Origin of the sequence: Nonomuraea wenchangensis, assembly GCF_900111685.1 — a bacterium.
GTDB classification, from domain to species: Bacteria; Actinomycetota; Actinomycetes; order Streptosporangiales; family Streptosporangiaceae; genus Nonomuraea; species Nonomuraea wenchangensis.
The window spans coordinates 35,289-58,964 of record NZ_FOHX01000014.1 but is presented as its reverse complement, the minus strand read 5'-3'; the positions used below and the strand labels follow the sequence as shown (position 1 = coordinate 58,964).

Genomic DNA, 23,676 nt, shown 5'->3' with positions numbered 1-23,676 from the left:
CGGGAGCTGGCGCCTAAGGTTAGGCACACCTAAGAGTAGCCCACTGTGGTTAGGCTTGCCTATGTAAGCTGAGTCACAGTGAGCTACCTCCCGGTGATCTTCAGTGACCGCGCGCGATCCACTCCTCCAGATGCGGCGCCTCGGCGCCGATCGAGGTCGACTCGCCGTGGCCCGTGTGCACGACCGTCTCCGGCGGCAGCGTCAGCAGCCGGTTCCTGATCGAGTCGATGATCGTCTCGAACGACGAGTAGGACCGCCCCGTCGCCCCCGGCCCGCCCTTGAACAGCGTGTCCCCGCTGAACAGCACGCCCAGCTCCGGCCCGTGGACGCACACCGCGCCCGGCGCGTGCCCCGGGGTGTGCAGGATCTCCAGCACGCAGCCGCCCACCTCGATGCGCTCGCCGTCGGCCAGCGGCTCGTAGCCGAGCTTGTCGCCGTATTCCTGCTCCCACAGCACCTGGTCGGCCGGGTGCAGCCGGATCGGGGCGCCGGTGCGCTCGGCCAGCTCGCGGGCCGCGTTGATGTGGTCGTTGTGCGCGTGGGTGCACACGATCGCCTTGACCTCGCGCCCGTTGACCCGCGCGGCGATCGCCTCGGCGTCGTGGGCGGCGTCGATGACGACGACCTCGCGGTGGTTGCCCACCAGCCAGACGTTGTTGTCGACCTCCCAGGTGCCGCCGTCCAGCGAGAACGTCCCCGACGTGATGACCCGGTCGATCACTGGAAGGTCACCACCGAACGCAGCACGTCGCCGCGGTGCATCTTGGCGAACGCCTCCTCGACCTGGTCGAGCGCGATGGTCTCGGTGACGAACTTGTCCAGCGGCAGCCGGTTCTGCAGGAACAGGTCGATGAGCATCGGGAAGTCGCGGCTCGGCAGGCAGTCGCCGTACCAGGAGGACTTCAGCGCGCCGCCGCGGCCGAACACGTCCAGCAGCGGCAGGTCGAGGCGCATCTCCGGGGTCGGCACGCCGACCAGGACCACGGTCCCGGCCAGGTCGCGGGCGTAGAACGCCTGCTCGTACGTCTCCGGCCGGCCGACCGCGTCGATGACGACGTCCGCGCCGAACCCGCCGGTCAGCTCGCGGATCGCCTCGACCGGGTCGTTCTCCCGCGAGTTGACCGTGTGGGTGGCGCCGAAGTCGCGCGCCCACTCCAGCTTGCGCTCGTCCACGTCCACCGCGATGATCTTCGACGCGCCGGCCAGCGAGGCGCCGAGCACGGCCGCGTCGCCGACGCCGCCGCAGCCGATCACCGCCACGCTGTCGCCGCGGGTGACGCCGCCGGTGTTGATCGCCGCGCCGAGCCCGGCCATGACGCCGCACCCGAGCAGGCCCGCGACCTGCGCCGGAGCGTCGGCCGAGACCTTCGTGCACTGGCCGGCGGCCACCAGCGTCTTCTCCAGGAACGCGCCGATGCCGAGCGCCGGCGACAGCTCGGTGCCGTCCTTGAGCGTCATCTTCTGCCGGGCGTTGTGGGTGTTGAAGCAGTACCACGGACGGCCGCGCAGGCAGGCCCGGCACTGGCCGCACACCGCCCGCCAGTTGAGGATCACGAAGTCGCCCGGCGCGACCTCGGTCACGCCGTCGCCGACCGCCTCGACGACGCCCGCCGCCTCATGACCGAGCAGGAACGGGTAGTCGTCGCTGATCCCGCCCTCCCGGTAGTGCAGGTCGGTGTGACAGACCCCGCAGGCCTGTACGTTCACGACGGCCTCGCCCGGCCCCGGGTCCGGGACGACGACGGTTTCGAGTGAGACTTCCTGGCCCTTACCTCGGGCGACGACGCCCTGCACTTCGTACGGCATGCCAGCCATCTTGTGTCAGAGGGATGATCTCCGCAAGACAAAGGGCTGCACCACGCCGAGCCCTCTGGCCGGGCGTTTCCTGATCCTGTGCAGGGCGAAGCCGTGCGGCTCGCCGTCCAGCTCGGCGGCGAGCGCGGCGTCCACGAGCACGGAGCCGGGATGCGCGATCGCGGTGAGCCGGGCGGCCAGGTTGACCGTGGTGCCGAACACGTCGCCCATCATCGGCACGACCGGCCCGTACGCCAGCCCGATCCGCAGCTCGTCGGCCTCGACCAGGTCGAGCGCGATGGAGGCGGCCTGGGCCGCGCCGGGCGCGGTGAACAGCACCTCGTCGCCCAGCGTCTTGACCAGCCGCGCGCCGTGCGAGGCCACCACGTCGGAGGCCCGCGACTCGAACCCCTCCACCAGCGCGGCCAGCTCCCGCTCGTCCAGCTCGCGGGAGCGGCTGGTGAAGGAGACCAGGTCGGCGAAGCCCACCGCCATCGGCACCCGCGTGAGCAGCGGCTCGTCGCTGAGGTCGGCGAGGGCCAGCAGCCGGGTGCCGGCCGCGGCGAGCTGGGCCCGCCAGACGTGCACGAGCACGCGCTCGAAGTCGGGCAGCAGGCCGCGCGTGGCGTCGAGGATCCGGGCGAGGTCGTCGTCGCCGGGCTCGGGCGGCAGCATCGCGCTCGTCATGATCTCGGCCTGCCACTGCGCGAGCCTGGCCGTGGTCTGGCCGAGCGCGCGGGCCATGCGCACGACCGTCTCCTCGTCCAGCAGGCCGGTGTCGAGCAGGTGGCGGACCCGGCGCAGCGCCTCGACGTCGGCGTCGGTGAACGCCACGGCGTCGTCGGCGCGCTGGGCGAAGCCGAGCGCGCGCCAGATGCGCGCGGCGAGCTCCTGCGGCACGCCGCTCAGCTCGGCGACCCCGGCCCGCGTGTGACGCGGCGGCAGGCCGAGCAGCAGCCGCTCGACCTCCTCGGCCGTGGGCCGCCCCTGGCTGCTCAACGGCCGTCGATCTCGCCGTCCGAGGCGTCCTCGACGAGCCGGAACAGGTCGTGGCGGACGTCCTGGATGTGCGGGATGTCGCGCAGCACGATCTCGCCGCGGTCGCTCGCGGACTCGACGGTCAGGGTGCCGCAGCCGAGCATCCGCTCCACCAGGGTCTGGTCGGAGCTGACCGTGTTGACCTTGGCGATCGGGATCTCGTCGGTGGACTTGTTGAGCACGCCCCGGCTGATGGTGAAGCGGTGGGTGGTGAGCACGTAGCCGGTGTTCTTCCAGCGCAGATAGGGCGTGAACGACCAGATCGTCAGCAGGATCAGCGCGATGACGGCGACGGCGGCCCTGGCGTAGAGGGCGAACTGCCAGTCCGACGGGATGAACCACAGCGCCGCGCCGGAGGCGGCGGCGATGAGCACGAGAGCGACGGCCGGTCCGATGAGGCGCTTCCAATGGGGGTGGAAGGACCGGATCCGCCGCTCACCCTGCGTCAGATGGTGGTCGGGAAGGGTCATGGCCCAAATCGTGCCATCAACGCCGCCCGGGGGCCACGCCGATGCCTCATTCCGCGGGACGCACGTGGACGACGTCGCCGGCGCTCAGCGTGTGGAGCCGGTCCGGCCCCTCGACCTCGAGACAGCCGGAGCGGTCGATGCCGCTCGCCCGGCCGATCAGCGCCGGCCGGCCGGGCAGCTCGACCCTGACCTGGCGGCCGACGGTGGCGCTGGCGGCGAGGTAGGCCGCGCGCAGCCCGCACGCCTCGGCGTCGCCGCCCGCCGCCGTCCACTCGCGGTAGTGGACCTCGACCTCGCGCAGGACGGCCCGCAGCAGCGGATCGCGATCGAGGCAGGCCGCCTCCTCGATGGCGAGCGACGTGGCGGTGGCGACCGGCAGCTCGGTGGCGCGCAGCGAGACGTTCAGCCCCATGCCGACGACCACGGCGTCGTCGGCCCGCTCGGCCAGCACCCCGGCCAGCTTGCGCTCGCCGATCAGCAGGTCGTTGGGCCACTTCAGTCGTACGTCCACCTCGGCCAGGCGGCGTACGGCGGAGGCGGCGGCCACGCCGTACAGCAGCGGCAGCCAGCCCTGCGACGCCACCGGCACCTCCGGCCGGAGCAGGATCGAGAACGTCAGCCCCGAGCGCGGTGGCGCGTTCCAGACCCGGCCGAGCCGGCCGCGCCCGGCCTCCTGCGCCTCGGCCACCAGCACCGCGCCTTCGGCCGCGCCTTCCTGGGCGGCGCGGGCGAGGTCGGCGTTCGTGGAGCCGGTGCTCTCCACGACGGTGACGCCCGTCCACAGGCCGCCCGGACGGACGAGGGCGCGGTTGAGCGCGGCCTCCGAGAGCGGCGGACGGTCGAGGTCGGAATAACGCGAGTCGGGCATCCACCTATCTTTGCAGGGAGAGAGGATGGCGATATGAGCAAGCGTCTTGACCCGCGCAACTGGGCCTCGTGGCGGCCGTTCGGCCTGGGGCTGCGCAAGCCGAACAACTACCTGGAGCTGTGGAAGGCGTTCAAGTCGGTCAAGGGCAACAGACGTTACGCCTGGCGCATACTCAACCAGGGCACCTGCGACGGGTGCGCGCTCGGCACGCAGGGCATGCGCGACTGGACGATGGACGAGATCCATCTGTGCAACATCCGGCTGCGGCTGCTGCCGCTCAACACCATGCCCGCCCTGGACGTCTCGCTGCTGGGCGACGTCTCCGCGCTCGCCGGGCGGCGCAGCGCGGAGCTGCGGGAGCTGGGGCGGCTGCCCTACCCGATGCTGCGGCGGGCCGGCGAGCCCGGGTTCACCCGCGTGTCCTGGGACGAGGCGCTGCGCGTGGCGGCGGACGGGCTGCGCGGCAAGCGGTCGGGCACCTACCTGACCAGCCGCGGCGTGCCCAACGAGAACTACTACGCGGCCCAGAAGGCGGTGCGCGCGCTCGGCAGCAACAACGTCGACAACGCCGCCCGCATCTGCCACTCGCCCTCGACGGTCGCGCTCAAGGAGACCATCGGCGCGGCGGCCACGACCTGCTCCTACACCGACTGGATCGGCTCGGACCTCATCGTCTTCGTCGGCTCGAACCCGTCCAACAACCAGCCGGTCGCGATGAAGTACCTCTACCACGCCAAGAAGGCCGGCACCCGGATCGCCATGGTCAACACCTACCGCGAGCCCGGGATGGAACGTTACTGGGTGCCGTCCAACGCCGAGTCCGCGCTGTTCGGCACGAAGATCACCGACGAGTTCTTCGGCGTGAACGTCGGCGGCGACATCGGCTTCCTCAACGGCGTGCTCAAGCACCTGGTCGAGAACGGCTGGGTGGACAAGGAGTTCGTGGACGCGCGGACGACCGGCTTCGACGAAGCCGGTCGGGCCGTCGCCGCGCAGTCGTGGGAGGAGCTGGAGGCGCTGTCGGGAGCCTCCAGGGACGACATGCTCCGCCTGGCGCGGCTGCTCGGCGAGGCCCGCTCGGCCGTGCTCGTCTGGTCGATGGGCATCACGCAGCACGCCTACGGCGAGGACAACGTGCGCGCGATCGTCAACCTGGCACTCGCCCGCGGGTTCCTCGGGCGGGACAACTGCGGGCTGATGCCCATCCGCGGGCACAGCGGGGTGCAGGGCGGCGCCGAGATGGGCGCGTACGCGACCGGCCTGCCCGGCGGCCTGCCCGTCACCCCGGAGAACGCGGCCCGGTTCACCGAGATGTGGGGCTTCGAGGTGCCGGACTCCCCCGGCCTGACCGCCACCGACATGATCGACGCCGCGCACCGGGGCGAGCTGGACGCGCTGATCTCCTCCGGCGGCAACTTCCTGGAGGTGCTGCCCGACCCGGCCTACTGCAGGGAGGCGCTGGAACGGCTGCCGCTCCGCGTCCACGTGGACATCGTGCTGTCGTCGCAGATGCTGGTGCCGGGCGCGGGCGACGTGCTGCTGCTGCCCGCCCAGACCCGCTACGAGATGGTCGGCGGCGTGACCGAGACCTCCACCGAGCGGCGGATCATCTTCTCGCCCGAGGTGGAGGGGCCGCGCGTCGGCGAGGCGTGGCCCGAGTGGAAGATCTTCACCGAGCTGGCCTCCCGGGTGCGGCCCGAGGTCGCCGACCGGGTCAGGTTCACCGGCACGCCGCAGATCCGGGCCGAGATCGAGCAGGCGGTGCCGTTCTACGCGGGCATCGCGGGCCTCGCCCGCTTCGGCGACAACGTGCAGTACGGCGGGCGCCACCTGTTCGCCGACGGCCGCTTCCAGACGTCCGACGGGCGCGGCCGGTTCTCGGCCGTCACGCTGCCCGCGCTGGAGCGGCCGGACGGGACGTTCATGGTGGCGACGCGGCGCGGCAAGCAGTTCAACAGCATGGTCCACGAGCGGCGCGACGGCTTCAACGGAGCGACGCGCGAGGCGGTGCTGATGAGCGCGTACGACGCCGACCGCCTCGGCCTGCCCGACGGCGCGCGGGTCGAGCTGCGCTCGGGCGGGCGGACGTACGAGGGGAGGGTGCTGCGGGCCCCGTTGCAGCCGGGCAACCTGCAGGTCCACTGGCCGGAGGGCAACGTGCTGCTGGACGAGAGCCGGCGCTCGCCGCAGGCGCGCATCCCCGACTACAACGCCGTCGTCACCGTGCGGCCGCTGTGAAGACGCGGCCCGGCCCCACCACCCGCGCCCGGATCCGCGAGCTCAACGGCTCGGCGGTCCGGGAGCGCCGCGACGACCTGGCCACCGAGGAGCCGCTGGAGATCCGGGTCACCGGGGCCGGCGGCGAGCAGCGGACGGTCGCGATCACCATGCGCACGCCCGGCCACGACTTCGAGCTGGCCGCCGGGTTCCTGCACGGTGAGGGGCTGGCCGGGCCGGGTGACATCGCCTCGATCGCGTACTGCACGGACGAGGACCTGCCGCCGGAGGCCCGCTACAACACGGTCACCGTGCGGCTGCGCGGCGCCGTTCCTGACCTGCCCGCGCTGGAGCGGCACTTCGTCACCTCCAGCGCGTGCGGCGTGTGCGGCTCGGCCGGCCTCGACGCGCTGCGCGACCGCTGCCGCCCGCTGCCGGAGGACACGCTGCGGCTCGCCCCCGCCGTCCTGTACGGCCTGCCGGACGCGTTGCGGCGCGGGCAGGGCGTGTTCGGCAAGACCGGCGGGCTGCACGCGGCCGGCCTGTTCACGGGGGCGGGCGAGCCGGTGGCGGTGCGCGAGGACGTGGGCCGCCACAACGCCGTGGACAAGCTGATCGGCTGGGCCGCGCTGAACGGGCGGCTGCCGCTGGCCGGGCACGTGCTCATGGTGAGCGGCCGGACCAGCTACGAGATCATGCAGAAGGCGCTGGCCGCGGGCCTGCCGGTGGTGTGCGCGGTCTCGGCGCCGTCGTCGCTGGCGGTGGAGCTGGCCAGGGAGTTCGGTATGACGCTGGTCGGGTTCCTGCGTGGGGAGCGGTGCAACGTGTACGCGGGCGAGGAGCGCATTTTGATGGAATGAAGCATTCCGTTCTGATACTCTTGGAACAGAACGAACCGTTCCGAGAGGATCTCGTCATGACGACCGTCACCCCCTTCCGCGTCGCCGTCCCGCAGGCCGACCTCGACGACCTCCAGGCCCGCCTCGCCCTCACCCGCTTCACCGACGAGATCCCCGGCACCGACCAGGGCGTGGCCGTCGAGCGGGTGCGGCGCCTGGTCACCCGCTGGCGCGACGGGTTCGACTGGCGCGCGGTGGAGGACCGGCTGAACGCGTACCCGCAGTTCACCACCGAGATCGACGGCCAGAACATCCACTTCGTCCACGTCCGCGCCGCCGACCCCGACGCCCTGCCGCTCCTGCTCACCCACGGCTGGCCCGGCTCGATCATGGAGTACCTCGACGCGATCGAGCCCCTGTCGCGCCACTTCCACCTGGTCGTCCCGTCCCTGCCCGGCTACGGCTTCTCCGGCCCGACCAAGGAGCTCGGCTGGGACAACCAGCGCATCGCCCGCGCCTGGACCGAGCTGATGTCCCGGCTCGGCTACCACCGCTACGGCGCGGCCGGCAACGACGCCGGCTCCATGATCTCCCCCGAGGTCGGCAGGCTCGCCCCCGAGCACGTGGTGGGCGTGCACGTGACGCAGGTGTACTCCTTCCCCTCCGGCGACCCGGCCGAGTTCGCCGGGCTGAGCGAGGAGGAGCAGGCGGGGCTCGCCGTGCTCGACTGGTTCTGGAAGGAGAAGGGCGCCTTCAACGTCCTGCACTCCCAGCAGCCGCAGACCCTCGCCCACGCCCTCGCCGACTCCCCCGCCGGGCTGGTCGGCTGGCTCGCCCAGCTCTTCGACGAGGACCTGGACGACGACTTCGTGCTCGCCAACGCGGCCGTCCACTGGCTCACCGGCACCGCCGGCTCCGCCCTGCGGCTGTACTGGGAGAACGCCCGCATGGAACAGCCGAAGGAGCCGACGACGGTGCCGCTCGCGCTGGCCATGGGCGAGGGCGACTTCAAGTCCATCCGCCGCTTCGCCGACCGCGACCACAGCCGGATCGTCTCCTGGCGTACGCTCCCCGCCCCGGCCCGCGGCCACTACACCGCCCACACCGCCACGGAAGCGCTCACCTCCGACGTCATCGCCTTCTTCACCACCCTCCGCTGACCCCCGGTCAGCCGGTGTTCTGGAGGCCGGCGGCGACGCCGTTGACCGACAGGAGCAGGAGGGTGGACAGCCGCTCGCGTTCGCGCTCCGAGGGGTTCTCGGTGCGGAGCGCGCGCAGGGCGCGCAACTGCAGGTGGGACAGCGCGTCCACGTACGGATCGCGGAGCTGCACGGCACGCGAGAGCACCTTGCGGTTCTCCAGCAACCGGGCGTGGCCGGTCACGCGGAGCACCAGGTCGCGGGTGCGGTCGTACTCCTCCAGGACCTGCCGGGCGAAGTCCTCGCGCCCGCCGAGCGCCAGATAGCGCTTGGCGATCGAGCGGTCGGTCTTGGCCAGCGACATCTCGGCGTTGTCGAGCAGCGCGTTGAACAGCGGCCACTCCGCGTACGCCGCCCGCAGCTCGTCCAGCGAGTCCGCGGCGGCGAGTCCGGAGCCGAGGCCGTACCATCCGGGCAGGTTGACCCGGGTCTGCGCCCAGGCGAACACCCACGGGATGGCCCGCAGATCGTCGAGCGAGCGCGGCGCGCCGAGGCCGCGGCGGGCCGGGCGGGAGCCGAGCCGCAGCGTGCCGATCTCCTCCAGCGGGCTCACCAGGCCGAACCACTCCGGGAAGCCGGGGGCCTCGGTCAGCGCACGGTACGCCTCCTCCGAGGCCACCGCCACCTGCTCGGCCAGCCCCCGGAACCGCTCGGCGGCGGCCGAGGTCGTGGCGCTCACCGTGGGCGAGGAGGCCAGCAGGACCGCGTTGGTGACCTGCTCCAGGTGGCGGCGGGCGATCGCGATGTGACCGTAGCGGGCGAAGATGACCTCGCCCTGCTCGGTGACCTTGAACCGGCCCGCGACCGAGCCGGGCGCCTGGGCCAGCACCGCCCGGTTGGCCGGGCCGCCGCCACGGCCGAGCGCGCCGCCCCTGCCGTGGAACATGCGCAGCTTGACGTCGTGCTCGGCGGCCCAGGCGGTCAGCGCCTCCTGGGCCTCGTACAGGCGCAGGGTGGCCGCGGCCGGGCCGAGCTCCTTGGCCGAGTCGGAGTAGCCGAGCATGATCTCCATGCGCCGGCCGTTGTCGTCCAGCCTGCGCCGCAGCTCGGGGATCTCCAGCATGCCGCTGAGCACGCCGGGCGAGTTGGCGAGGTCCTCGCCGGACTCGAACAGCGGCACCACGTCGAGCACCGGGGCGCGGTCGCCGAGCGCGTGCCTGGCCAGCTCGTAGACGGCGGCGACGTCGTCGGCCGAGCGGGTGAAGGACACGACGTAGCGGGAGCAGGCCGTGACGCCGAACCGCTCCTGGATCCAGGAGATCACCCGGATCGTGGCGAGGACCTCCTCGGTGCGCTCGGACAGCTCGCCGCCGGCCCGCACCTCCTCAAGGGCGCTCGCGTGCACCTGCGAGTGCTGGCGCACCTCCAGCTCGGCCAGGTGGAAGCCGAACGTCTCCACCTGCCAGATGAGGTGCTGCAGCTCGCCGTACGCCTGCCGCGGCGTGGAGGCGGCCAGCGAGTCCTGCACCAGCCGCAGGTCGGCGAGCAGGTCGGCGGGCGAGCGGTAGGCCAGGTCGAGGTGGCGGCGCTGGGTGGCGGCGATGCGGGCGGCCACGAACAGCAGCCACTGCCGGTGCGGCTCGCGCGGCGAACGCGTGGCCAGCTCGGAGACGATCTCCGGGTGCGCGGCCACGGCCGCCGCGAGCGCCCGCTTCAGCTCCGGCGAGCACGGCGTGAACTGGGCGGAGGCGGTCAGCGTGCGGCCGATGCGGGCGCAGGCGGTCTCCAGCGCGGCCAGCACGTGGTCGGACTGGATCTGGATGGTCTCGCGGGTGACCTTGGCCGTCACGTACGGGTTGCCGTCGCGGTCGCCGCCGATCCAGCTGCCGTACCGGATGAAGGGCCTGGCCTGTGGCGGCCGGGTGCCCGTCGCCGGGTCGAGCGCGGCGTCGAGCGCGCGGTAGACCTGGGGCACCATGCGGAAGAGGGTCTCGTCGAAGGCGGCCATGGCGGTGCGCACCTCGTCGAGCGGGTCGAGCTTGGTGGAGCGGAGCTGGGCGGTGCGCCACAGCAGGTCGATCTCCTCCAGCAGGCGGCGCCGGCTCTCGGCGCGCTCGGTGGCCCCGCGACCCGGGGTGTTGTACTCGGTGAGCTGGTGGCTGACGCGCTGGATGGCGGTGACGACGGCCCGCCTGCGCGCCTCGGTCGGGTGCGCGGTGAGCACCGGGTGCAGCTCCAGGCCGGCCAGCAGCTCGGTCACCCGCTCGTGACCCAGCTCGTGGACGGCCTGCGCCAGCGACTCGCGCTGGACCCTGCCCTCGGTGTCCCGCTCGCGCAGCGTGCGGATCCTGTAATGCTCCTCGGCCAGGTTGGCCAGGTGGAAGTAGCAGGTGAAGGCGCGGGCGACCTCGACCGCCCGCTCGATCTCCCAACCGGCGACCATGGCGGTGATCTCGTCGGCCGAGACCTCGCCCCTGCGCGCCGCGATGACGGCCTTGCGCAACCGTTCGACGTCGGCCAGCAGGTCTTCGCCACCTTGCTCCGCGAGCACCTGACCGAGCAGTTTGCCGAGCAGCCGCACGTCGTGGCGCAGCTCGTCCGGCATCTCCGTCACGGCCGCGCTGCGACGTTCGAACCCCTGGTCAATCATGCTTCGAAGGGTAGCGAGTCGGTTTTCGCGAGCGCAGACCGGTCTCACTTATTGGACTAGACCACTGGTCAGGACGCCTTACCCACGGCCGCCATCAGCTCCGGCAGCCGGGCGAAGCCGATCCGCGCCGCGAGCCGGCGGCCGAGCACCTCGACGAGGAGCCCGTAGAAGGGGGCCGCCACGCTCACCCACAGCAGCCCGAACGCGAGCGGCACCAGGAACGGCAGCGACAGCAGCGCGATGCCGGCCATCGCCCCCATCGAGGACGCGAACGCCTGCCCGCCCTGTCCGGGGGCGGCGCTGCTGAAGGCGTTCATCCGCTCGGGCACCCCGTACGGCAGCACCACACTGGTCATCGAGCCGACCCCGAGCCCGATGCCGAGCGCGCCCCACCCGGCCAGCATCGCGGGCAGGATCGAGCCGGGATGCCCGGTGAACAGCCCGGTGGCGACCGCGATCACGGCGAGCAGCGGCGTCGCGATGAGCGCGTTGGCGAGGTGGCGGCCGGCGAGGTCGGTGCCGAGGTCGCGTTCCGAGCCGAACGTCACGGCGTTCATCCAGAGCGAGCGGCCGTCGAAACCGAACGTGTTGCCCGACTGGAGGGCGATCATCAGCGCGCCGAAGGCGGTGATGACGATCGGCAGCGCCGGGCCGCCCGGCCCGCCCTCGCCGGCCGTGCGGCCGAGCGAGAACGACAGGATGAGCGTGACGACGATGGCGCTGAACCAGCCCACCCGGAAGCGCGGCTCGCGCCTGATGTACTTCAGCTCCTTGCCGACGACGGCGGCGAGCGGCCCGTCGGGCAGCACCCGGTCGATCCAGCCGCTGTCCTTGCGCACCGACGCCGCCTGCGTGGAGACGTCCGGCGTCACCAGCGCCCGGCTCAGCGCCTTGATCCACAGCCAGCCGATCGCCGCCGTGAGCAGCGCCAGGAGCGCCAGCTCTCCCAGGCCGGTCAGGCCGCCGTCGGCGATCGCGTGCGCCGCCATGCCGGGCGGGGTCCAGCGCAGGACGCCGGCCAGCCCGGCCAGCAGCGCCTCGGGGTCGCCGAACCCGCGGTTGAGCAGCAGGTTGGGCAGCTGCGCGACCAGGACGACGAAGAGGGCGGCCACGGCCAGCACGTCCCGGCCGCGCCGGGTGCGGAGCGCGCTGGACAGCCCCGTGGTGATCAGGCGCGAGGTCACCACGCAGAGCGCGAACTGCAGCAGCACGGCGGGCACGCCGAGCAGCAATCCGCCGATCCCGGTAGGGAGCGCGATGAGCGCTCCGGAGGTGACGACGAGCATCGTGAGCGGCCACACGCCGGTCACGGACGCGGTGAACATGCCGATCGCGAGGCTGCGGGCGGGCAGCGGGAACAGCGCGAGCTTGGCGGGGTCGAGCGTGTCGTCGAGGCCGAAGGCCAGCAACGGCACGATCATCCAGCCGATCAGGAACAGGGTGAAGGCGACGATCACCAGCTCGACGGCGAGCTCGCGGGGCGCGAGCCGCAGCAGGCTCATCAGGAGGAAGCCGAGCACGGCCGTGCCGAGCGCGACGACCGTGGTGAGCAGGAAGCCGAGCTTGCGCTGGAGGTCGCCGCGCAGGTTGCCGGCGAGCAGGCGCAGCTTCAGCCGCGCGAAGAGGGCGACCGTGCTCACTGCGCGTCCTGCCTTGGTTCGTCGACGGGGGCGGGAGCGGGGGCTGGTTGGCGGGCGCCGGCGCCGAGCCAGGACAGGCCGCCGCCGCGGGCGTGCCCGGTGCCGCCGACCAGCTCCAGGAACGCCTCGTTGAGCCGCCGCCCGCCGCGGACCTGCTCCAGCGGCCCCTGCGCCACGATGTGCCCCTGGTTCATCACCGACACCCAGTCGCACAGCCGCTCGACGAGGTCCATCACGTGGCTGGAGAAGATGACGGTGGAGCCGGAGGCCGTGAAGCCCCGCAGCACCTCGGTGAGCGTGTTGGCGCTGACCGGGTCGACGCCCTCGAACGGCTCGTCCAGGAACAGCACCGACGGGTTGTGCAGCAGCGCCGAGGCCAGCCCGATCTTCTTGCGCATGCCTGTGGAGTAGTCGACGACGAGCTTGTCGGCGGCCCCGGTGAGGTCCATGACGGTGAGCAACTCCTCCGCCCGCCGCTCGACCTCGGCCTTGGGGAGCCCGCGCAGCCTGCCGGAGTAGGTCAGCAGCTCCCGCCCGGACAGCCGCTCGAACAGCCGCAGCCCCTCGGGCAGCACGCCGATGCGAGCTTTGACCTCGACGGGGTCACGCCAGACGTGGAAGCCGTCGATCTCGGCCGTGCCGCCGTCGGGGCGGAGCAGCCCGGTGATCATGCTGAGCGTGGTGGTCTTGCCCGCTCCGTTGGGGCCGACCAGGCCCGCGAAGCTGCCGGCAGGGACCACGAGGTCGACCCCTGCCACCGCGATCTGCTGCCCGTACCTCTTGAACAGGCCGTGGGTGCGTACGGCATCCGTCATGGAACCACTCTAGGAGGAGGTACTAGCCTTGCGCGCATGAGCGCTGCCGCCGAGTCAAAACCGGAGAAGACGGATAAGCCCGACAAGCCGGACATCCACACGACCGCCGGGAAGATCGCCGATCTGGAGCGGCGGCTGGACGAGGCGGTGCACGCCGGATCCGCGTCCGCCGTCGACAAGCAGCACGCCAAGGGCAAGATGACCGCCAGGGAGCGGGTGCTCGCGCTGCTGGACGAGGGCTCGTTCGTGGAGTTCGACGCGTTCGCCAGGCACCGCTCGACGATGTTCGGCCTGGAGCAGCGGCGGCCGTACGGTGACGGCGTGATCGCCGGGCACGGCACGGTCGACGGCCGGCAGGTCTGCGTGTTCTCCCAGGACGTGACGGTCTTCGGCGGCTCCCTCGGCGAGGTGTACGGCGAGAAGATCGTCAAGGTCCTGGACCTGGCGCTCAAGACCGGCTGCCCCATCATCGGCGTCAACGAGGGCGGCGGCGCGCGCATCCAGGAGGGCGTGGTCGCGCTCGGCCTGTACGCCGAGATCTTCAAGCGCAACGTGCACGCCTCCGGCGTGATCCCGCAGATCTCGCTCATCATGGGCGCGGCGGCCGGCGGGCACGTCTACTCCCCCGCGCTGACCGACTTCGTGGTGATGGTGGACCAGACCTCGCACATGTTCATCACCGGGCCCGACGTCATCAAGACGGTGACGGGCGAGGAGGTGACGTTCGAGGAGCTCGGCGGGGCGCACGCGCACAACACGAAGTCGGGCGTGGCCCACTACCAGGCGGCCGACGAGAACGACGCGCTCGACTATGTGCGGGCGCTGCTGTCCTACCTGCCGTCCAACAACCTGGACGACCCCCCGGCCTACCCGGCCGCCGCGGACCTCGATCCCGATCCCGAGCTGGACGAGCTGATCCCCGACTCGCCCAACCAGCCGTACGACATGCACCGGGTGATCGGGCGGGTGCTGGACGACGGGGAGTTCCTGGAGGTCCACGCGCGGTTCGCGCCGAACATCGTGGTCGGCTACGGGCGCGTGGACGGCCGGCCGGTGGGCGTGGTGGCCAACCAGCCCATGCATTTCGCAGGTTGTCTGGATATCAACGCATCCGAGAAAGCGGCACGCTTTATTCGAACATGTGATGCGTTTAATATTCCTATCCTGACTTTTGTGGATGTCCCGGGTTTCCTCCCCGGCACCGATCAGGAATGGAACGGAATCATCCGCCGCGGCGCCAAGCTCCTCTACGCCTACGCCGAGGCCACCGTCCCGCTGGTCACGGTGATCACCCGCAAGGCGTACGGCGGCGCGTACGACGTCATGGGCTCCAAGCACCTCGGCGCGGACGTCAACCTCGCCTGGCCCACCGCCCAGATCGCGGTCATGGGCGCGCAGGGCGCGGTCAACATCCTCTACCGGCGCGAGCTCGCCGCCGCCGACGACCCCGACGACCAGCGCGCCAGGCTCGTCACCGAGTACGAGGACACGCTGGCCAATCCGTACATCGCGGCCGAACGCGGCTACGTGGACACGGTGATCCGGCCGTCCGAAACCCGCCCCCAGATCGTCCGGGCGCTGCGCGCGCTCCGCAACAAGCGCGCCACGCTCCCACCCAAGAAGCACGGGAACATCCCGCTGTGACCCCGCCGCCGGCACCAGGACTGCGCGTCGTCCACGGCGACGCCACGCCCGAGGAGCTCGCCGCCCTGGTGGTCGCGCTGGCCACCCGGCAGGCCCCGCCGGAGCCCGCTCCGCAGGCCCCTCCGCAAAGATGGCGAAACCCAGCTAGAGGTATGCGTAAGCCTGTCGTCCCAGGGAAGTCGGCATGGCGGATGAGCGCCCTGCCCTAGATAGATCCTGGGAATCGGGTGTCAAGTTCCCCGGGAGTTGGGACTATCTAGAGAAAGTAGGCGTATATAGTCAGCCGATCAACTAACACCGCGGCCTGGAGGACGACATGGCCATCCCAGACCTCATGCCGCATCCTGTGGCAGCCAAGTACGCAGTCCTGGTGGATGTCGGTTATCTCTACGCGGCGGCCGGTGAAGTGCTGCTGGGCGCGAAGGAACGCAAGGAATATCGGGTGGCCGCTGATGAGCTCATCCAGAGTCTGCAGAAACATGCAGAGGAACGTATTTCTGGCGAACTCTTGCGGATCTATTGGTATGACGCCGCCCGTGACCGCGTGCCCACCGTCGATCAGCGGGTCATCGCCCAGCTCCCCTGGGTCAAGGTAAGGCTTGGCAACCTCAACGCCCGTGGTCAGCAGAAAGGCGTGGACGCCCAGATCAGGAGCGATCTGGAGGCGCTGGCCAGGCACCATGCCGTCACCGACACCATCCTGCTGGCCGGCGATGAGGACATGGTCCCGGCGGTGGAGGCGGCGCAGGCGTACGGCGTGCGCATCCACCTTTGGGGTGTCGAGCCGCCTTACGGCACCAACCAGGCCGAACGCCTGGTGTGGGAGTCCGACACCGTCGAAGTGATCTCCGCTGATTTCCTGAGGCCCTTTTTCAGCCGTGCTCCGCAGCCCGTGGCGGTCGCCCCGCCGGTCACGCCGTCGCCCGCCCAGGTCTTCGCCGGCCGCGCGCCGGTCAAGCCGCACGCCAAGCCGGGCCAGGTGGCCAAGCTCGGCCCGAGCCGCCCGCGCGTCGAGGACGTCGGCGAGCACGTGGCACAGAAGTGGATCCTCACCCGTGGCCGTGACAACATCCGCGACCTGCTGCCTGGACCGATCCTGCCGACCGTCATCGACACCGAGCTGCTGATCGAGGCCGAGAAGGAGCTCGGTCACTCGCTGCGGCCCTTCCCCGAGGCGCGGGTGTGGCTGCGCGACGGGTTCTGGGCGCGTGTCTACCGGGAGTTCGACCTGGGGGTCGGCGTCTCCTCCAAGTAGCCGAACATCGCGGACGATCAGGTCCGAAAACCGCCGGTCGCCGCCTCCTGGCAGCGCGTACCGTCGAAGTATGTCTCCACTGGAGCTCGACTTCGACTCCTGTTACCGGGCCGTCTCCGCCAGGGACGCCCGGTTCGACGGGCGCTTCTACACGGCGGTGACGACGACGCGCATCTACTGCCGTCCGATCTGCCCGGCGCGTACGCCTGCGTCCAGGAACGTACGTTTCTACCGGCACGCGGCCTCGGCGGAGGCGGCCGGGTTCCGGCCGTGCAAGCGCTGCCGCCCCGAGCTGTCGCCCGGCGATCCCGGCTGGGACCTGCGGGGCGACCTCGTGGGCCGGGCGCTGCGGCTCATCGACGACGGCGCGGCCGACGAGCAGGGCGTGGCCGGGCTGGCCAGGCGGCTGCACATCACCGAACGGCACCTGCACCGGCTGTTCGTGGCCGAGCTGGGCGCCGGGCCGCTCGCGGTGGCGCGGACGAAACGGCTGCTGCTGGCCAAGCAACTGCTGACGGAGACCGTGCTGCCGATCACGGACGTGGCGTTCGCGGCCGGGTTCGGCAGCGTACGGCAGTTCAACGCGACGATGCGGGAGACGTACGGGTTCACGCCGAGCGAGCTGCGCGCCACGGCCGGGAGCCGTCCGGTCGCCGTGCGCGACCCCGGGGCGGAGAGCGCCGGGCCCGCGCCGCTGCGGTTGCGGCTGCACCGGCGGGAGCCGTACGACGTGGACGGCGTCTTCGCGTTCCTCACCGCCCGGGCGATCCCGAGGCTGGAGAGCGCGGACCGGACCTCGTACGCGCGGGCGGTGCCCGGCGGGACGATCACGCTCACGCCCCGGCCCGACCACGTCGCGCTCGACGTGGCGGTGGACGACACGCGGCAGCTCGCCCGCGTCGTGGCCCGCTGCCGCCGGCTGCTCGACCTGGACGCCGACCCGGAGGCGATCTCCGAGGCGCTCGGCCGGACCTCGCTCGGGCCGCTGGTCGCGGCCCGGCCGGGGCTGCGGGTGCCGGGGACGTTCGACGGGTTCGAGCTGGCCGTGCGGGCGGTCGTGGGGCAGCAGGTCTCGGTGGCCGGGGCCCGTACGCTGCTCGGGCGCATCGTCGCCCGCGCCGCCGCGCCCGACGGCCTCTTCCCCGCCCCCGGCCACCTGCTGGAGACCGACCTCACCGGGCTCGGCCTCACCGGCCGCCGCATCACCACGCTCAAGGAACTGGCCACCAGGATCACCGAGGGCCACCTCGACCTCGACGGCGGCCAGGACCCCGCCGAGGCCGTCGCGGCACTGCTCGACGTGCCCGGCATCGGCCCGTGGACCGCCGGCTACGTCGCGCTGCGGGCACTGCGCGACCCCGACGCCTGGCCCGCGGGCGACCTGGTGCTCAGGAAGCGGATGGCCGCCCTGGGCATCCCCGACGACGAAACCGAGCGGTGGCGGCCCTGGCGGGCCTACGCCGCGCTGCACCTCTGGAGCTCATCATGATCGCTGCACAGCTCGTCCCGACCCCGATCGGCCCGCTCGCCCTGCTGGCCCGCGAGGGGGTGCTGGTGGCGGCCGGCTTCACGGCCGACCCCGAGCAGATGTTCGCCCGGCTCGCTCCCGAGCGGCGCGCGGAGGGGCTGGAGGTGGTGGACGACCTCGGGCCGGCCGCGGAGGCGGTGCGCGCGTACTTCGCGGGCGACCTCGGCGCGCTGGACGGCGTACCCGTCGAGCAGCCCGGCTCGCCCACCCGCAAGCGGCTGCACGCGGTGCTGCGCGAGGTCCCGGCCGGCACCACCGTCTCCTACGCCGAGCTGGCCGAACGCGCCGGACTCCCGCGTACGGCGGCCCGCGCGGCCGGCTCCGCCTGCGCCCAGAATCTCATCGCCCCGTTCGTGCCGTGCCACCGGGTCCTGCCGAGCACGGGCGGCTACGGCGGCTACTACTACGGCGTTCCGGTCAAGGAGTGGCTGCTCGCCCACGAATCGGGAGGAATTACTAACTGAGTGTGATGGATCAATCGCATTCGGTAATGTGTTCGGCATGTCCCCCACACAGGAACACGAGTTCCTGCTCGAACTAGTACGCAACCGCCCATCGCTGGTGGCCACGCTGCTCACCGAGATGGGCGTGCCGGTGCCCGACTTCGACGAGGCCCGGCTGGAGAGCCCCGACTTCACCGACTGCGTCCCGACCGAATACCGCGCGGACTCGGTCGTGGTCCTGGCCGACGGCAAGCCGCTGTCCGGCATCGTGCTGGAGGTCCAGCGCGCTTATCGCGACGAGAAGACCTGGTCCTGGCCGGTCTACCTGGCCACGCTACGGGCTCGGCTCAAATGTCCGTGCACGCTGCTCGTCTTCTGCCCGGACACGCGGGTGGCGGTCAAGTGCGGCCGGCCGATCGACATGGGTCACCCGGGATGGTCCCTCCGGCCGATCGTCCTCGGCCCGGAGCAGGTTCCGATGATCACCGACCTCGAGAGGGCCGTCGCCGAGCCGGAGCTCACCGCTCTCTCCGCGATCGTGCACGGCTCGACCGAGGAGGGTTTCAAGGTCCTGCAGACATTCCACGATGCGCATGAGCACCTGCCCGAGGAGCTCAAAAGTTATTCTGACCTCGTGCTCTCGGTGCTGCCGGAGTTCGTCGTCGCCAAGTTCAAGGAGATCTCGATGGCCATGGGCACCAACTACGAGCCCCGAAGCAAACTGGTCCGCGAGTGGGTCGACCATGGCATCGCTCAGGGGATCGCGCAGGGGGAGGCCAAGGCCGTCCTACGCATCCTCGAAGGGCGGGGGCTCGCCGTTTCCGAGGAGGCGCGGGAACGCATCCACACCTGCGAGGACCCCGACCTCCTGCTCGCCTGGGTCGACAGGGCCCTCACCGTCGAGAGCGCCGACGAGCTCTTCGAGAAGGAGGCCGGTTCCGGTCACTGAGGCCGGACGTTGCTCTGGATCTCGCCGACCGGCACGTCCCGGCTCGTGCCCACTTCGACGGGCGCGAACTGGACCGCCACGTCCCCCTGGACGGCGACCGGCCAGACGGTGGTGACGGTGAGCGTGTACTTCTCCTGCGGCTGGTCCACGGACGAGCGCAGATAGCGCACGCCGCAGGAGAACGTGCCGCCCTTCACGTACGGCTTGCCCTGGGCGCCGCAGCCGCTCACGGTGACCTCGGCCCGGTCGCCGCTGGTGCCCGGGTCGATCTTGATCTCCTGGAGGGTGGCGACCACGGTCGCGCTCATGACCCCGGGGATCGTCGCCGTCACCGACCTGCGCGGCGCGCCGATGCCCTCCACCCACACCCAGGTCGGCAGGTTGACGTAGCTCTTGGCGTCGGGGCTCAGCCTGACCGTCGGCTCGGGCACGGTCAGCGCGGCCCGCGCGATCTCGGCCAGCTCCCGCACGGTGATCCCGGCCGGCGGCGTCTGCCCCGGCGGCACGAACACGAACGGGTCCAGCGCGCTGAAGCACGCCAGGCCCTTGGGGTCGGAGGAGTCGTACGCGGGGCCCCACCAGCGGCCCTGCTGCCCGACCCGCTCCTTGAACTGCTCCAGGAACTTCTCGAACTTCTCGTCGGTCGCGTCCTTCGTGAACTTGAAGAAGAAGTCGCGCAGGCTCTCCTGCGTCTTCAGCATCTCCTCGGCCCCCTGGCCGGGCTCGTACCAGCAGGGCCGCTTGAGCACGTAGCCGTCGGCCTTCCCGCCCTTGGCGTCACCCGAGATGACGATCTTCGAGTGGGTGAGCACGACGCCCTTCGTCCGCCCCTCGTCGATCGTCCGGCCGGGGTCCGGTTTGGGCGCCAGCCCGGCGGTGAGGGCGAGCAGGCCCGCGACGGTCGCGGAAAGGAGGGGGTTCATGCGGGGCACCCTTTCAGGTCGGCGCGGACGTCCCTGATCCGCCACACGTCGTCGTCGCCACGATGCATGGCGAGGGACTGGAGGTACGGGGTGTCGAGCCAGTCGGGGCGGGGCGAGATGGCCTTACCGGTGCGCGCCGAGACGAACCGCATGCCCGCCTCGTCCACGCACATGTCGATCACCGCGCCTTTGCCCGTCCTGGAGACGCGCAGGTCGTAGAGCCGGGCGACGCCGCGCACCGTCTGTTTCCTGTCGAGGAAGTACTTCACCCACTCGTACGCGGCCTGGGCGGCGGTGAGTTCAATGTCGATGTCCTGCAAAGGCCGATCGCTGCCGGCGACGAGCGCCTTGCGCATGGCCACCATGTAAGCGGCGCCCACCTCTGCCAGCGGGTCCCGCTTCGCGGGCCAGTCGATCTCCACCCGGAACTTGCCGCCGCCCATGGCGACGGTCTCCTTGCCCTTCCCTTTGAGGGTCTCCTCCTCGCCGGTCCCCTCCTGGGGGCTTTCCGTAGGCGCCGCCGCGCGGGCGGTGCCGCTGCCGTCCGCCGAGGGCTCGGCCCCCGGCGAGTACGGCCGCTCCGGCTGGCCGCAGCCCGCCAGAACCAGTAAGACCAGCACCATCGCTGCTCGTCTCATGCCGATGACTCCCTCACGACGTGGATGCGCCACGTGGGCAGCAGTTCTTCGATCAGCGCCTCGGTCTCCGGGGCGAGTGCGCCGCCGTACGGGTGCGAGGCGGCCCGCCGGGTCAGGCCCTCGACGACGGCCCGCAGCCGGACGCCGTCCTGGGTGGCGTGCGTGGCCCGCAGCAGGTCGCGCCAGAGCCCTTCGTCGTCTGCCGCGAGCAGCAGCGCCTGGCGGACGGCGGCGACCGCGGCGTCCGGCCGGTCCTGGGCGAGCCGGAGCTCGCAGAGCTGGTGGGCGGCGTCGGCCACCCCGGCGGCCACGTCGTACTCCAGGTCCTCGGCGGCCAGCCAGGCGTACCTGCCGGGCGGCCGTCCGGCCAGCAGCGGGCCCCTGACCAGGCCGAGCGCCTTCTCCAGGAGGACGGGCCTGGCCATCGCGTCGCCGCGCGCGCGGCGGACGAGCTCGCGGAACAACATCCAGTCCGTACGCACCTCGGGCCCCAGCCGCAGCCGCCCGGCCTCGTCCGTGAGCAGGTGGTCGGGCCCGAGCCACTCCGCGACCCGGGCGATCGTGGCGTCTCTGACCAGGTCCTGTACGCCGCGCGGCCATAACACGCCGCCGAGCACGACGGGGTGCACGCCGCCGGGATGCGTGGCCAGGTAGACCAGCATCTCGGCGGCCAGCGCCAGCCGGCCCTCCTCCAGCGGGCGCAGGCCCCGTACCTCGACCGGGCCGAGCAGGCGGATCTCGACGGCCGGCGGGTGCAGCCCGACCAGCGGCTCCGGCTCGGGGATCGGCTCGCCCTCCATGCGGCCGGCGGTGCGGAACAGCTCGACCAGCGCCCGGTAGTGGCGGCGGGGCAGGAGCTGGGCCTCCACCTCGAAGCCGAGCTCGGCGATGCGGGCCTTGCCGTCGTCGGTGATCTCCAGGGTCCAGGTGGCGTGCGGGATGTCGCCCGCGACGACGTACCCGGCGGTGTCCCTGCGGGCCAGCAGCGCCAGCCGGCGCGCCTCCTCGTGCGTGGGCGCGACCGCCGACAGCAGGTAGTGGGCCTCGCGCGGGCTGCCGGTGACCCGGCCGGTCAGCACCTGCTCGCGCGGCGCCGCGGCGGCCTCCAGCTCGGGCAGCACCTCGGCCAGGCCGCCGACGGCCCTGATCCGGTCGGGAGCGATGGCGGTCAGCTCCTCGCCGAACCCGACGAGCGTCACCCGCATGCGGTCGGACCAGCGGTTCGTGGCCAGTTCGACGGCGATCGCGGCCAGGGCGGCCGTGGTCTGCGGGCCGCGTACGTTGATCAGGCCCTGCGCCGCCTCCAGGTCCACGAGCACCCGGCCGCCCGCGTTGACGCCGATGGACACGAGCCCCGGGTACGGCGCGCCGCCCGGCTGGTCCTCCAGCAGCCGGCCCTCGTGGGCGGGCAGCCGCCACACCTGGCCGCCGTCCTGGGCGGTCCAGGGCGCGGGCGGGTCGGGGTCGGGCGGGTGCACCCACAGGTCGAGCGTGCGCGCGGACAGGTGGGCGGCGTACACGGTGGGCGGGGTGCGGTGCCGGGCGGCCAGCTCGGCGCCGAGCAGCCGCAGGCCGATGTCGAGGATGCGGGCCCCGGGCGCGTCGCCGCCCAGCCGGAGCGCGATCTCGGCCTCGGCGGCGTCGCCGTGCGGGCGGACGACGCGGCGGCCGGGCAGCCGGCTCCACAGTTGCTCGCGGCGGCGGCGGGAGAGCACGAACAGCAGCCCGGCGGCGGCCAGCGAGGCGGGGGCGAGGTAGTCCATGAGCTCGCCGGACTGGGCCTCGCGCACCACCGGCTGCTCCCGCCGCTCCTGCTCGGGGAGCCGACGGTCCTGCTCGGGCAGGCGGTGTTTGGCCCCGCCCCTGTTCTCGGCGCGGCGCTCGACGTCCTTCTTCTGTTCGGCCTTCTGCTCGGCCTTCTGCTCGGCCTTCTGCTCGGCGCGGTCGGCGCGTTGCTCGACCGAGCGGGAGACCTCCGCGCGGCCGGGATGGTCGCGCAGCGTCTGCTCGCGCGGCTGGCCGACAGGGACGGTGTGCGTGTGGCGGGCGTCGTCCGGCATGTCGAGCACCCAGCCGGGCCTGATCAGGTCGGCCATCCGCAGCCGGGAGCCGTCGGGCTGCTCCTTGGCCTGGTTGAGGCGGTAGATCTCGTGGTAGCGGCGGCCGTCGCCGAGGCACTTCTCGGCGATCTCCCACAGGCTCTCGTGGTGGCGCCCGTGCGGCGGCTGCACCACGTACACCTTCTTGGTCTGCTGGGTGTCGAGCGTCGCCTTCTCGACGATCGGCGCCGAGTACGCCACCGTCGTCACCGGCGGCGCGACGGGCGCCGGCGCCAGCTTCGCGAACGGCGCGACCATGGCCCCGGCGGTGAACAGCAGCAGCACGGCCCCGACGAGCTTGTTGGCCAGCGCCTGGGTGCCGCCGGACAGCGGCACGCGGGCGGGCATGCCGACCCTGCGGACGCCGGCGTACACCTCGACGAGCACGCACACGAACAGCTGGAACCAGGCCAGCCACACGAGCAGGACCAGCACCGCCGTGATCGTGCTCGGCCCGGCCTGGCTGAGCAGCGTCCGCACGTCGAACTGTTCGGGGTCGATCGGCGGCCCGACGAACCTGAGCAGCGCGTACGGCACCCCGCCCACGAGCGCGACCAGCAGGACCAGCGCGCCGAGCCCGGCGAGCACGTCGCCGGGGCCGCGCCTGGCCGGGATGCGCGCGGGGCTGTGCCGCCCGTGGGCACGCCCGGCAGTGCGCCCACCGGGGCGCCCGGCGGGACGCCCGTGGGGCCGCGCCGGCTCTCGCGTCGGCATCGCCTCTCCTTTC

Annotated in this window: 20 protein-coding genes; 9 read left to right on the top strand and 11 right to left on the bottom strand. The window is 72.2% G+C overall.

Features of this window, described 5'->3' with window-relative positions; all coding sequences use genetic code 11:
* Nucleotides 1-100: 100 nt before the first annotated feature.
* From BMW85_RS33695 to BMW85_RS33675, 5 genes are read right to left on the bottom strand one after another with little or no spacing between them, the layout of a single operon-like run.
* A complete protein-coding gene (locus BMW85_RS33695) occupies nucleotides 101-721 on the bottom strand; it encodes an MBL fold metallo-hydrolase (RefSeq protein ID WP_091089692.1) in 621 nt (206 codons plus the stop codon).
* Nucleotides 718-1,806 (bottom strand): S-(hydroxymethyl)mycothiol dehydrogenase, encoded by a 1,089-nt coding sequence (locus BMW85_RS33690; protein WP_091089690.1) that lies wholly within the window; start codon nucleotides 1,804-1,806, stop codon nucleotides 718-720. The genes BMW85_RS33695 and BMW85_RS33690 overlap by 4 nt, the downstream gene beginning before the upstream one ends.
* A gap of 15 nt (nucleotides 1,807-1,821) precedes the next feature.
* Nucleotides 1,822-2,793 carry an adenylate/guanylate cyclase domain-containing protein gene (locus BMW85_RS33685; protein ID WP_091089688.1) on the bottom strand — a complete coding sequence of 324 codons (972 nt, stop codon included), beginning with the start codon at nucleotides 2,791-2,793 and terminating at the stop codon, nucleotides 1,822-1,824.
* Nucleotides 2,790-3,302 carry a PH domain-containing protein gene (locus BMW85_RS33680; protein WP_091089686.1) on the bottom strand — a complete coding sequence of 171 codons (513 nt, stop codon included), beginning with the start codon at nucleotides 3,300-3,302 and terminating at the stop codon, nucleotides 2,790-2,792. The genes BMW85_RS33685 and BMW85_RS33680 overlap by 4 nt, the downstream gene beginning before the upstream one ends.
* 46 nt (nucleotides 3,303-3,348) lie before the next feature.
* Entirely contained in the window at nucleotides 3,349-4,170 is an 822-nt protein-coding gene (locus BMW85_RS33675) for a biotin--[acetyl-CoA-carboxylase] ligase (RefSeq protein WP_091089683.1), read from the bottom strand.
* A gap of 33 nt (nucleotides 4,171-4,203) precedes the next feature.
* Between BMW85_RS33675 and BMW85_RS33670 the strand changes: the two genes are divergently transcribed.
* From BMW85_RS33670 to BMW85_RS33660, 3 genes are read left to right on the top strand one after another with little or no spacing between them, the layout of a single operon-like run.
* Nucleotides 4,204-6,408: an FdhF/YdeP family oxidoreductase gene (locus BMW85_RS33670; protein ID WP_091089682.1), complete on the top strand. Its 2,205-nt coding sequence runs from the start codon at nucleotides 4,204-4,206 to the stop codon at nucleotides 6,406-6,408.
* Entirely contained in the window at nucleotides 6,405-7,247 is an 843-nt protein-coding gene (fdhD, locus tag BMW85_RS33665; RefSeq protein WP_091089679.1) for a formate dehydrogenase accessory sulfurtransferase FdhD, read from the top strand. Before BMW85_RS33670 ends, fdhD begins: the two co-directional genes overlap by 4 nt.
* A gap of 56 nt (nucleotides 7,248-7,303) precedes the next feature.
* Entirely contained in the window at nucleotides 7,304-8,386 is a 1,083-nt protein-coding gene (locus tag BMW85_RS33660; protein ID WP_091089677.1) for an epoxide hydrolase family protein, read from the top strand.
* Between the two features lie 7 nt (nucleotides 8,387-8,393).
* Here the strand turns inward: BMW85_RS33660 and BMW85_RS33655 are convergent, their stop codons facing one another.
* From BMW85_RS33655 to BMW85_RS33645, 3 genes are all read right to left on the bottom strand, one after another.
* On the bottom strand, nucleotides 8,394-11,015 hold the full coding sequence (locus BMW85_RS33655; RefSeq protein WP_091089674.1) for a phosphoenolpyruvate carboxylase: 2,622 nt from the start codon (nucleotides 11,013-11,015) through the stop codon (nucleotides 8,394-8,396).
* 68 nt (nucleotides 11,016-11,083) lie between these two features.
* Complete coding sequence (locus BMW85_RS33650; RefSeq protein ID WP_091089673.1) at nucleotides 11,084-12,655, bottom strand: hypothetical protein; 1,572 nt, start codon at nucleotides 12,653-12,655, stop codon at nucleotides 11,084-11,086.
* A complete protein-coding gene (locus tag BMW85_RS33645; protein WP_091089671.1) occupies nucleotides 12,652-13,470 on the bottom strand; it encodes an ABC transporter ATP-binding protein in 819 nt (272 codons plus the stop codon). The genes BMW85_RS33650 and BMW85_RS33645 overlap by 4 nt, the downstream gene beginning before the upstream one ends.
* Nucleotides 13,471-13,506: 36 nt before the next feature.
* On the opposite strand from BMW85_RS33645, the gene BMW85_RS33640 reads away from it, so the two are divergent.
* From BMW85_RS33640 to BMW85_RS33615, 6 genes are all read left to right on the top strand, one after another.
* On the top strand, nucleotides 13,507-15,114 hold the full coding sequence (locus BMW85_RS33640) for an acyl-CoA carboxylase subunit beta (protein ID WP_091089668.1): 1,608 nt from the start codon (nucleotides 13,507-13,509) through the stop codon (nucleotides 15,112-15,114).
* Complete coding sequence (locus tag BMW85_RS33635; protein ID WP_091089666.1) at nucleotides 15,111-15,323, top strand: acyl-CoA carboxylase subunit epsilon; 213 nt, start codon at nucleotides 15,111-15,113, stop codon at nucleotides 15,321-15,323. The genes BMW85_RS33640 and BMW85_RS33635 overlap by 4 nt, the downstream gene beginning before the upstream one ends.
* Before the next feature lie 107 nt (nucleotides 15,324-15,430).
* Nucleotides 15,431-16,369, top strand: a complete 939-nt coding sequence (locus tag BMW85_RS33630; RefSeq protein ID WP_026214889.1) for an NYN domain-containing protein — start codon at nucleotides 15,431-15,433, stop codon at nucleotides 16,367-16,369.
* A gap of 70 nt (nucleotides 16,370-16,439) precedes the next feature.
* Nucleotides 16,440-17,858, top strand: coding sequence for an AlkA N-terminal domain-containing protein (locus BMW85_RS33625; protein ID WP_091089664.1), 1,419 nt, complete (start codon nucleotides 16,440-16,442; stop codon nucleotides 17,856-17,858).
* Nucleotides 17,855-18,361 (top strand): methylated-DNA--[protein]-cysteine S-methyltransferase, encoded by a 507-nt coding sequence (locus BMW85_RS33620; RefSeq protein WP_091089661.1) that lies wholly within the window; start codon nucleotides 17,855-17,857, stop codon nucleotides 18,359-18,361. Before BMW85_RS33625 ends, BMW85_RS33620 begins: the two co-directional genes overlap by 4 nt.
* Before the next feature lie 37 nt (nucleotides 18,362-18,398).
* Nucleotides 18,399-19,289, top strand: a complete 891-nt coding sequence (locus BMW85_RS33615) for a hypothetical protein (protein WP_143082494.1) — start codon at nucleotides 18,399-18,401, stop codon at nucleotides 19,287-19,289.
* Here BMW85_RS33615 and BMW85_RS33610 read toward each other — a convergent pair.
* Genes BMW85_RS33610 through BMW85_RS33600 form a run of 3 tightly spaced genes read right to left on the bottom strand, consistent with a single transcriptional unit; the run spans nucleotide 19,283 to nucleotide 23,663 of the window.
* Nucleotides 19,283-20,212, bottom strand: a complete 930-nt coding sequence (locus BMW85_RS33610; protein ID WP_245775217.1) for a hypothetical protein — start codon at nucleotides 20,210-20,212, stop codon at nucleotides 19,283-19,285. The two genes, BMW85_RS33615 and BMW85_RS33610, sit on opposite strands and share 7 nt — an antisense overlap.
* Entirely contained in the window at nucleotides 20,209-20,850 is a 642-nt protein-coding gene (locus BMW85_RS33605) for a hypothetical protein (protein WP_143082493.1), read from the bottom strand. Before BMW85_RS33605 ends, BMW85_RS33610 begins: the two co-directional genes overlap by 4 nt.
* Nucleotides 20,847-23,663 (bottom strand): bacterial transcriptional activator domain-containing protein, encoded by a 2,817-nt coding sequence (locus tag BMW85_RS33600; RefSeq protein ID WP_245775216.1) that lies wholly within the window; start codon nucleotides 23,661-23,663, stop codon nucleotides 20,847-20,849. The genes BMW85_RS33605 and BMW85_RS33600 overlap by 4 nt, the downstream gene beginning before the upstream one ends.
* Between the last annotated feature and the right edge of the window lie 13 nt (nucleotides 23,664-23,676).

Bases quoted from the DNA above. Each gene is read 5' to 3' on its own strand.
- BMW85_RS33690 (WP_091089690.1), bottom strand. From the start codon at position 1,806: ATGCCGTACGAAGTGCAGGGCGTCGTCGCCCGAGGTAAGGGCCAGGAA.
- BMW85_RS33680 (WP_091089686.1), bottom strand. From the start codon at position 3,302: ATGACCCTTCCCGACCACCATCTGACGCAGGGTGAGCGGCGGATCCGG.
- BMW85_RS33675 (WP_091089683.1), bottom strand. From the start codon at position 4,170: ATGCCCGACTCGCGTTATTCCGACCTCGACCGTCCGCCGCTCTCGGAG.
- BMW85_RS33670 (WP_091089682.1), top strand. From the start codon at position 4,204: ATGAGCAAGCGTCTTGACCCGCGCAACTGGGCCTCGTGGCGGCCGTTC.
- BMW85_RS33660 (WP_091089677.1), top strand. From the start codon at position 7,304: ATGACGACCGTCACCCCCTTCCGCGTCGCCGTCCCGCAGGCCGACCTC.
- BMW85_RS33655 (WP_091089674.1), bottom strand. From the start codon at position 11,015: ATGATTGACCAGGGGTTCGAACGTCGCAGCGCGGCCGTGACGGAGATG.
- BMW85_RS33645 (WP_091089671.1), bottom strand. From the start codon at position 13,470: ATGACGGATGCCGTACGCACCCACGGCCTGTTCAAGAGGTACGGGCAG.
- BMW85_RS33640 (WP_091089668.1), top strand. From the start codon at position 13,507: ATGAGCGCTGCCGCCGAGTCAAAACCGGAGAAGACGGATAAGCCCGAC.
- BMW85_RS33630 (WP_026214889.1), top strand. From the start codon at position 15,431: ATGGCCATCCCAGACCTCATGCCGCATCCTGTGGCAGCCAAGTACGCA.
- BMW85_RS33625 (WP_091089664.1), top strand. From the start codon at position 16,440: ATGTCTCCACTGGAGCTCGACTTCGACTCCTGTTACCGGGCCGTCTCC.
- BMW85_RS33620 (WP_091089661.1), top strand. From the start codon at position 17,855: ATGATCGCTGCACAGCTCGTCCCGACCCCGATCGGCCCGCTCGCCCTG.
- BMW85_RS33615 (WP_143082494.1), top strand. From the start codon at position 18,399: ATGTCCCCCACACAGGAACACGAGTTCCTGCTCGAACTAGTACGCAAC.
- BMW85_RS33610 (WP_245775217.1), bottom strand. From the start codon at position 20,212: ATGAACCCCCTCCTTTCCGCGACCGTCGCGGGCCTGCTCGCCCTCACC.
- BMW85_RS33605 (WP_143082493.1), bottom strand. From the start codon at position 20,850: ATGAGACGAGCAGCGATGGTGCTGGTCTTACTGGTTCTGGCGGGCTGC.
- BMW85_RS33600 (WP_245775216.1), bottom strand. From the start codon at position 23,663: ATGCCGACGCGAGAGCCGGCGCGGCCCCACGGGCGTCCCGCCGGGCGC.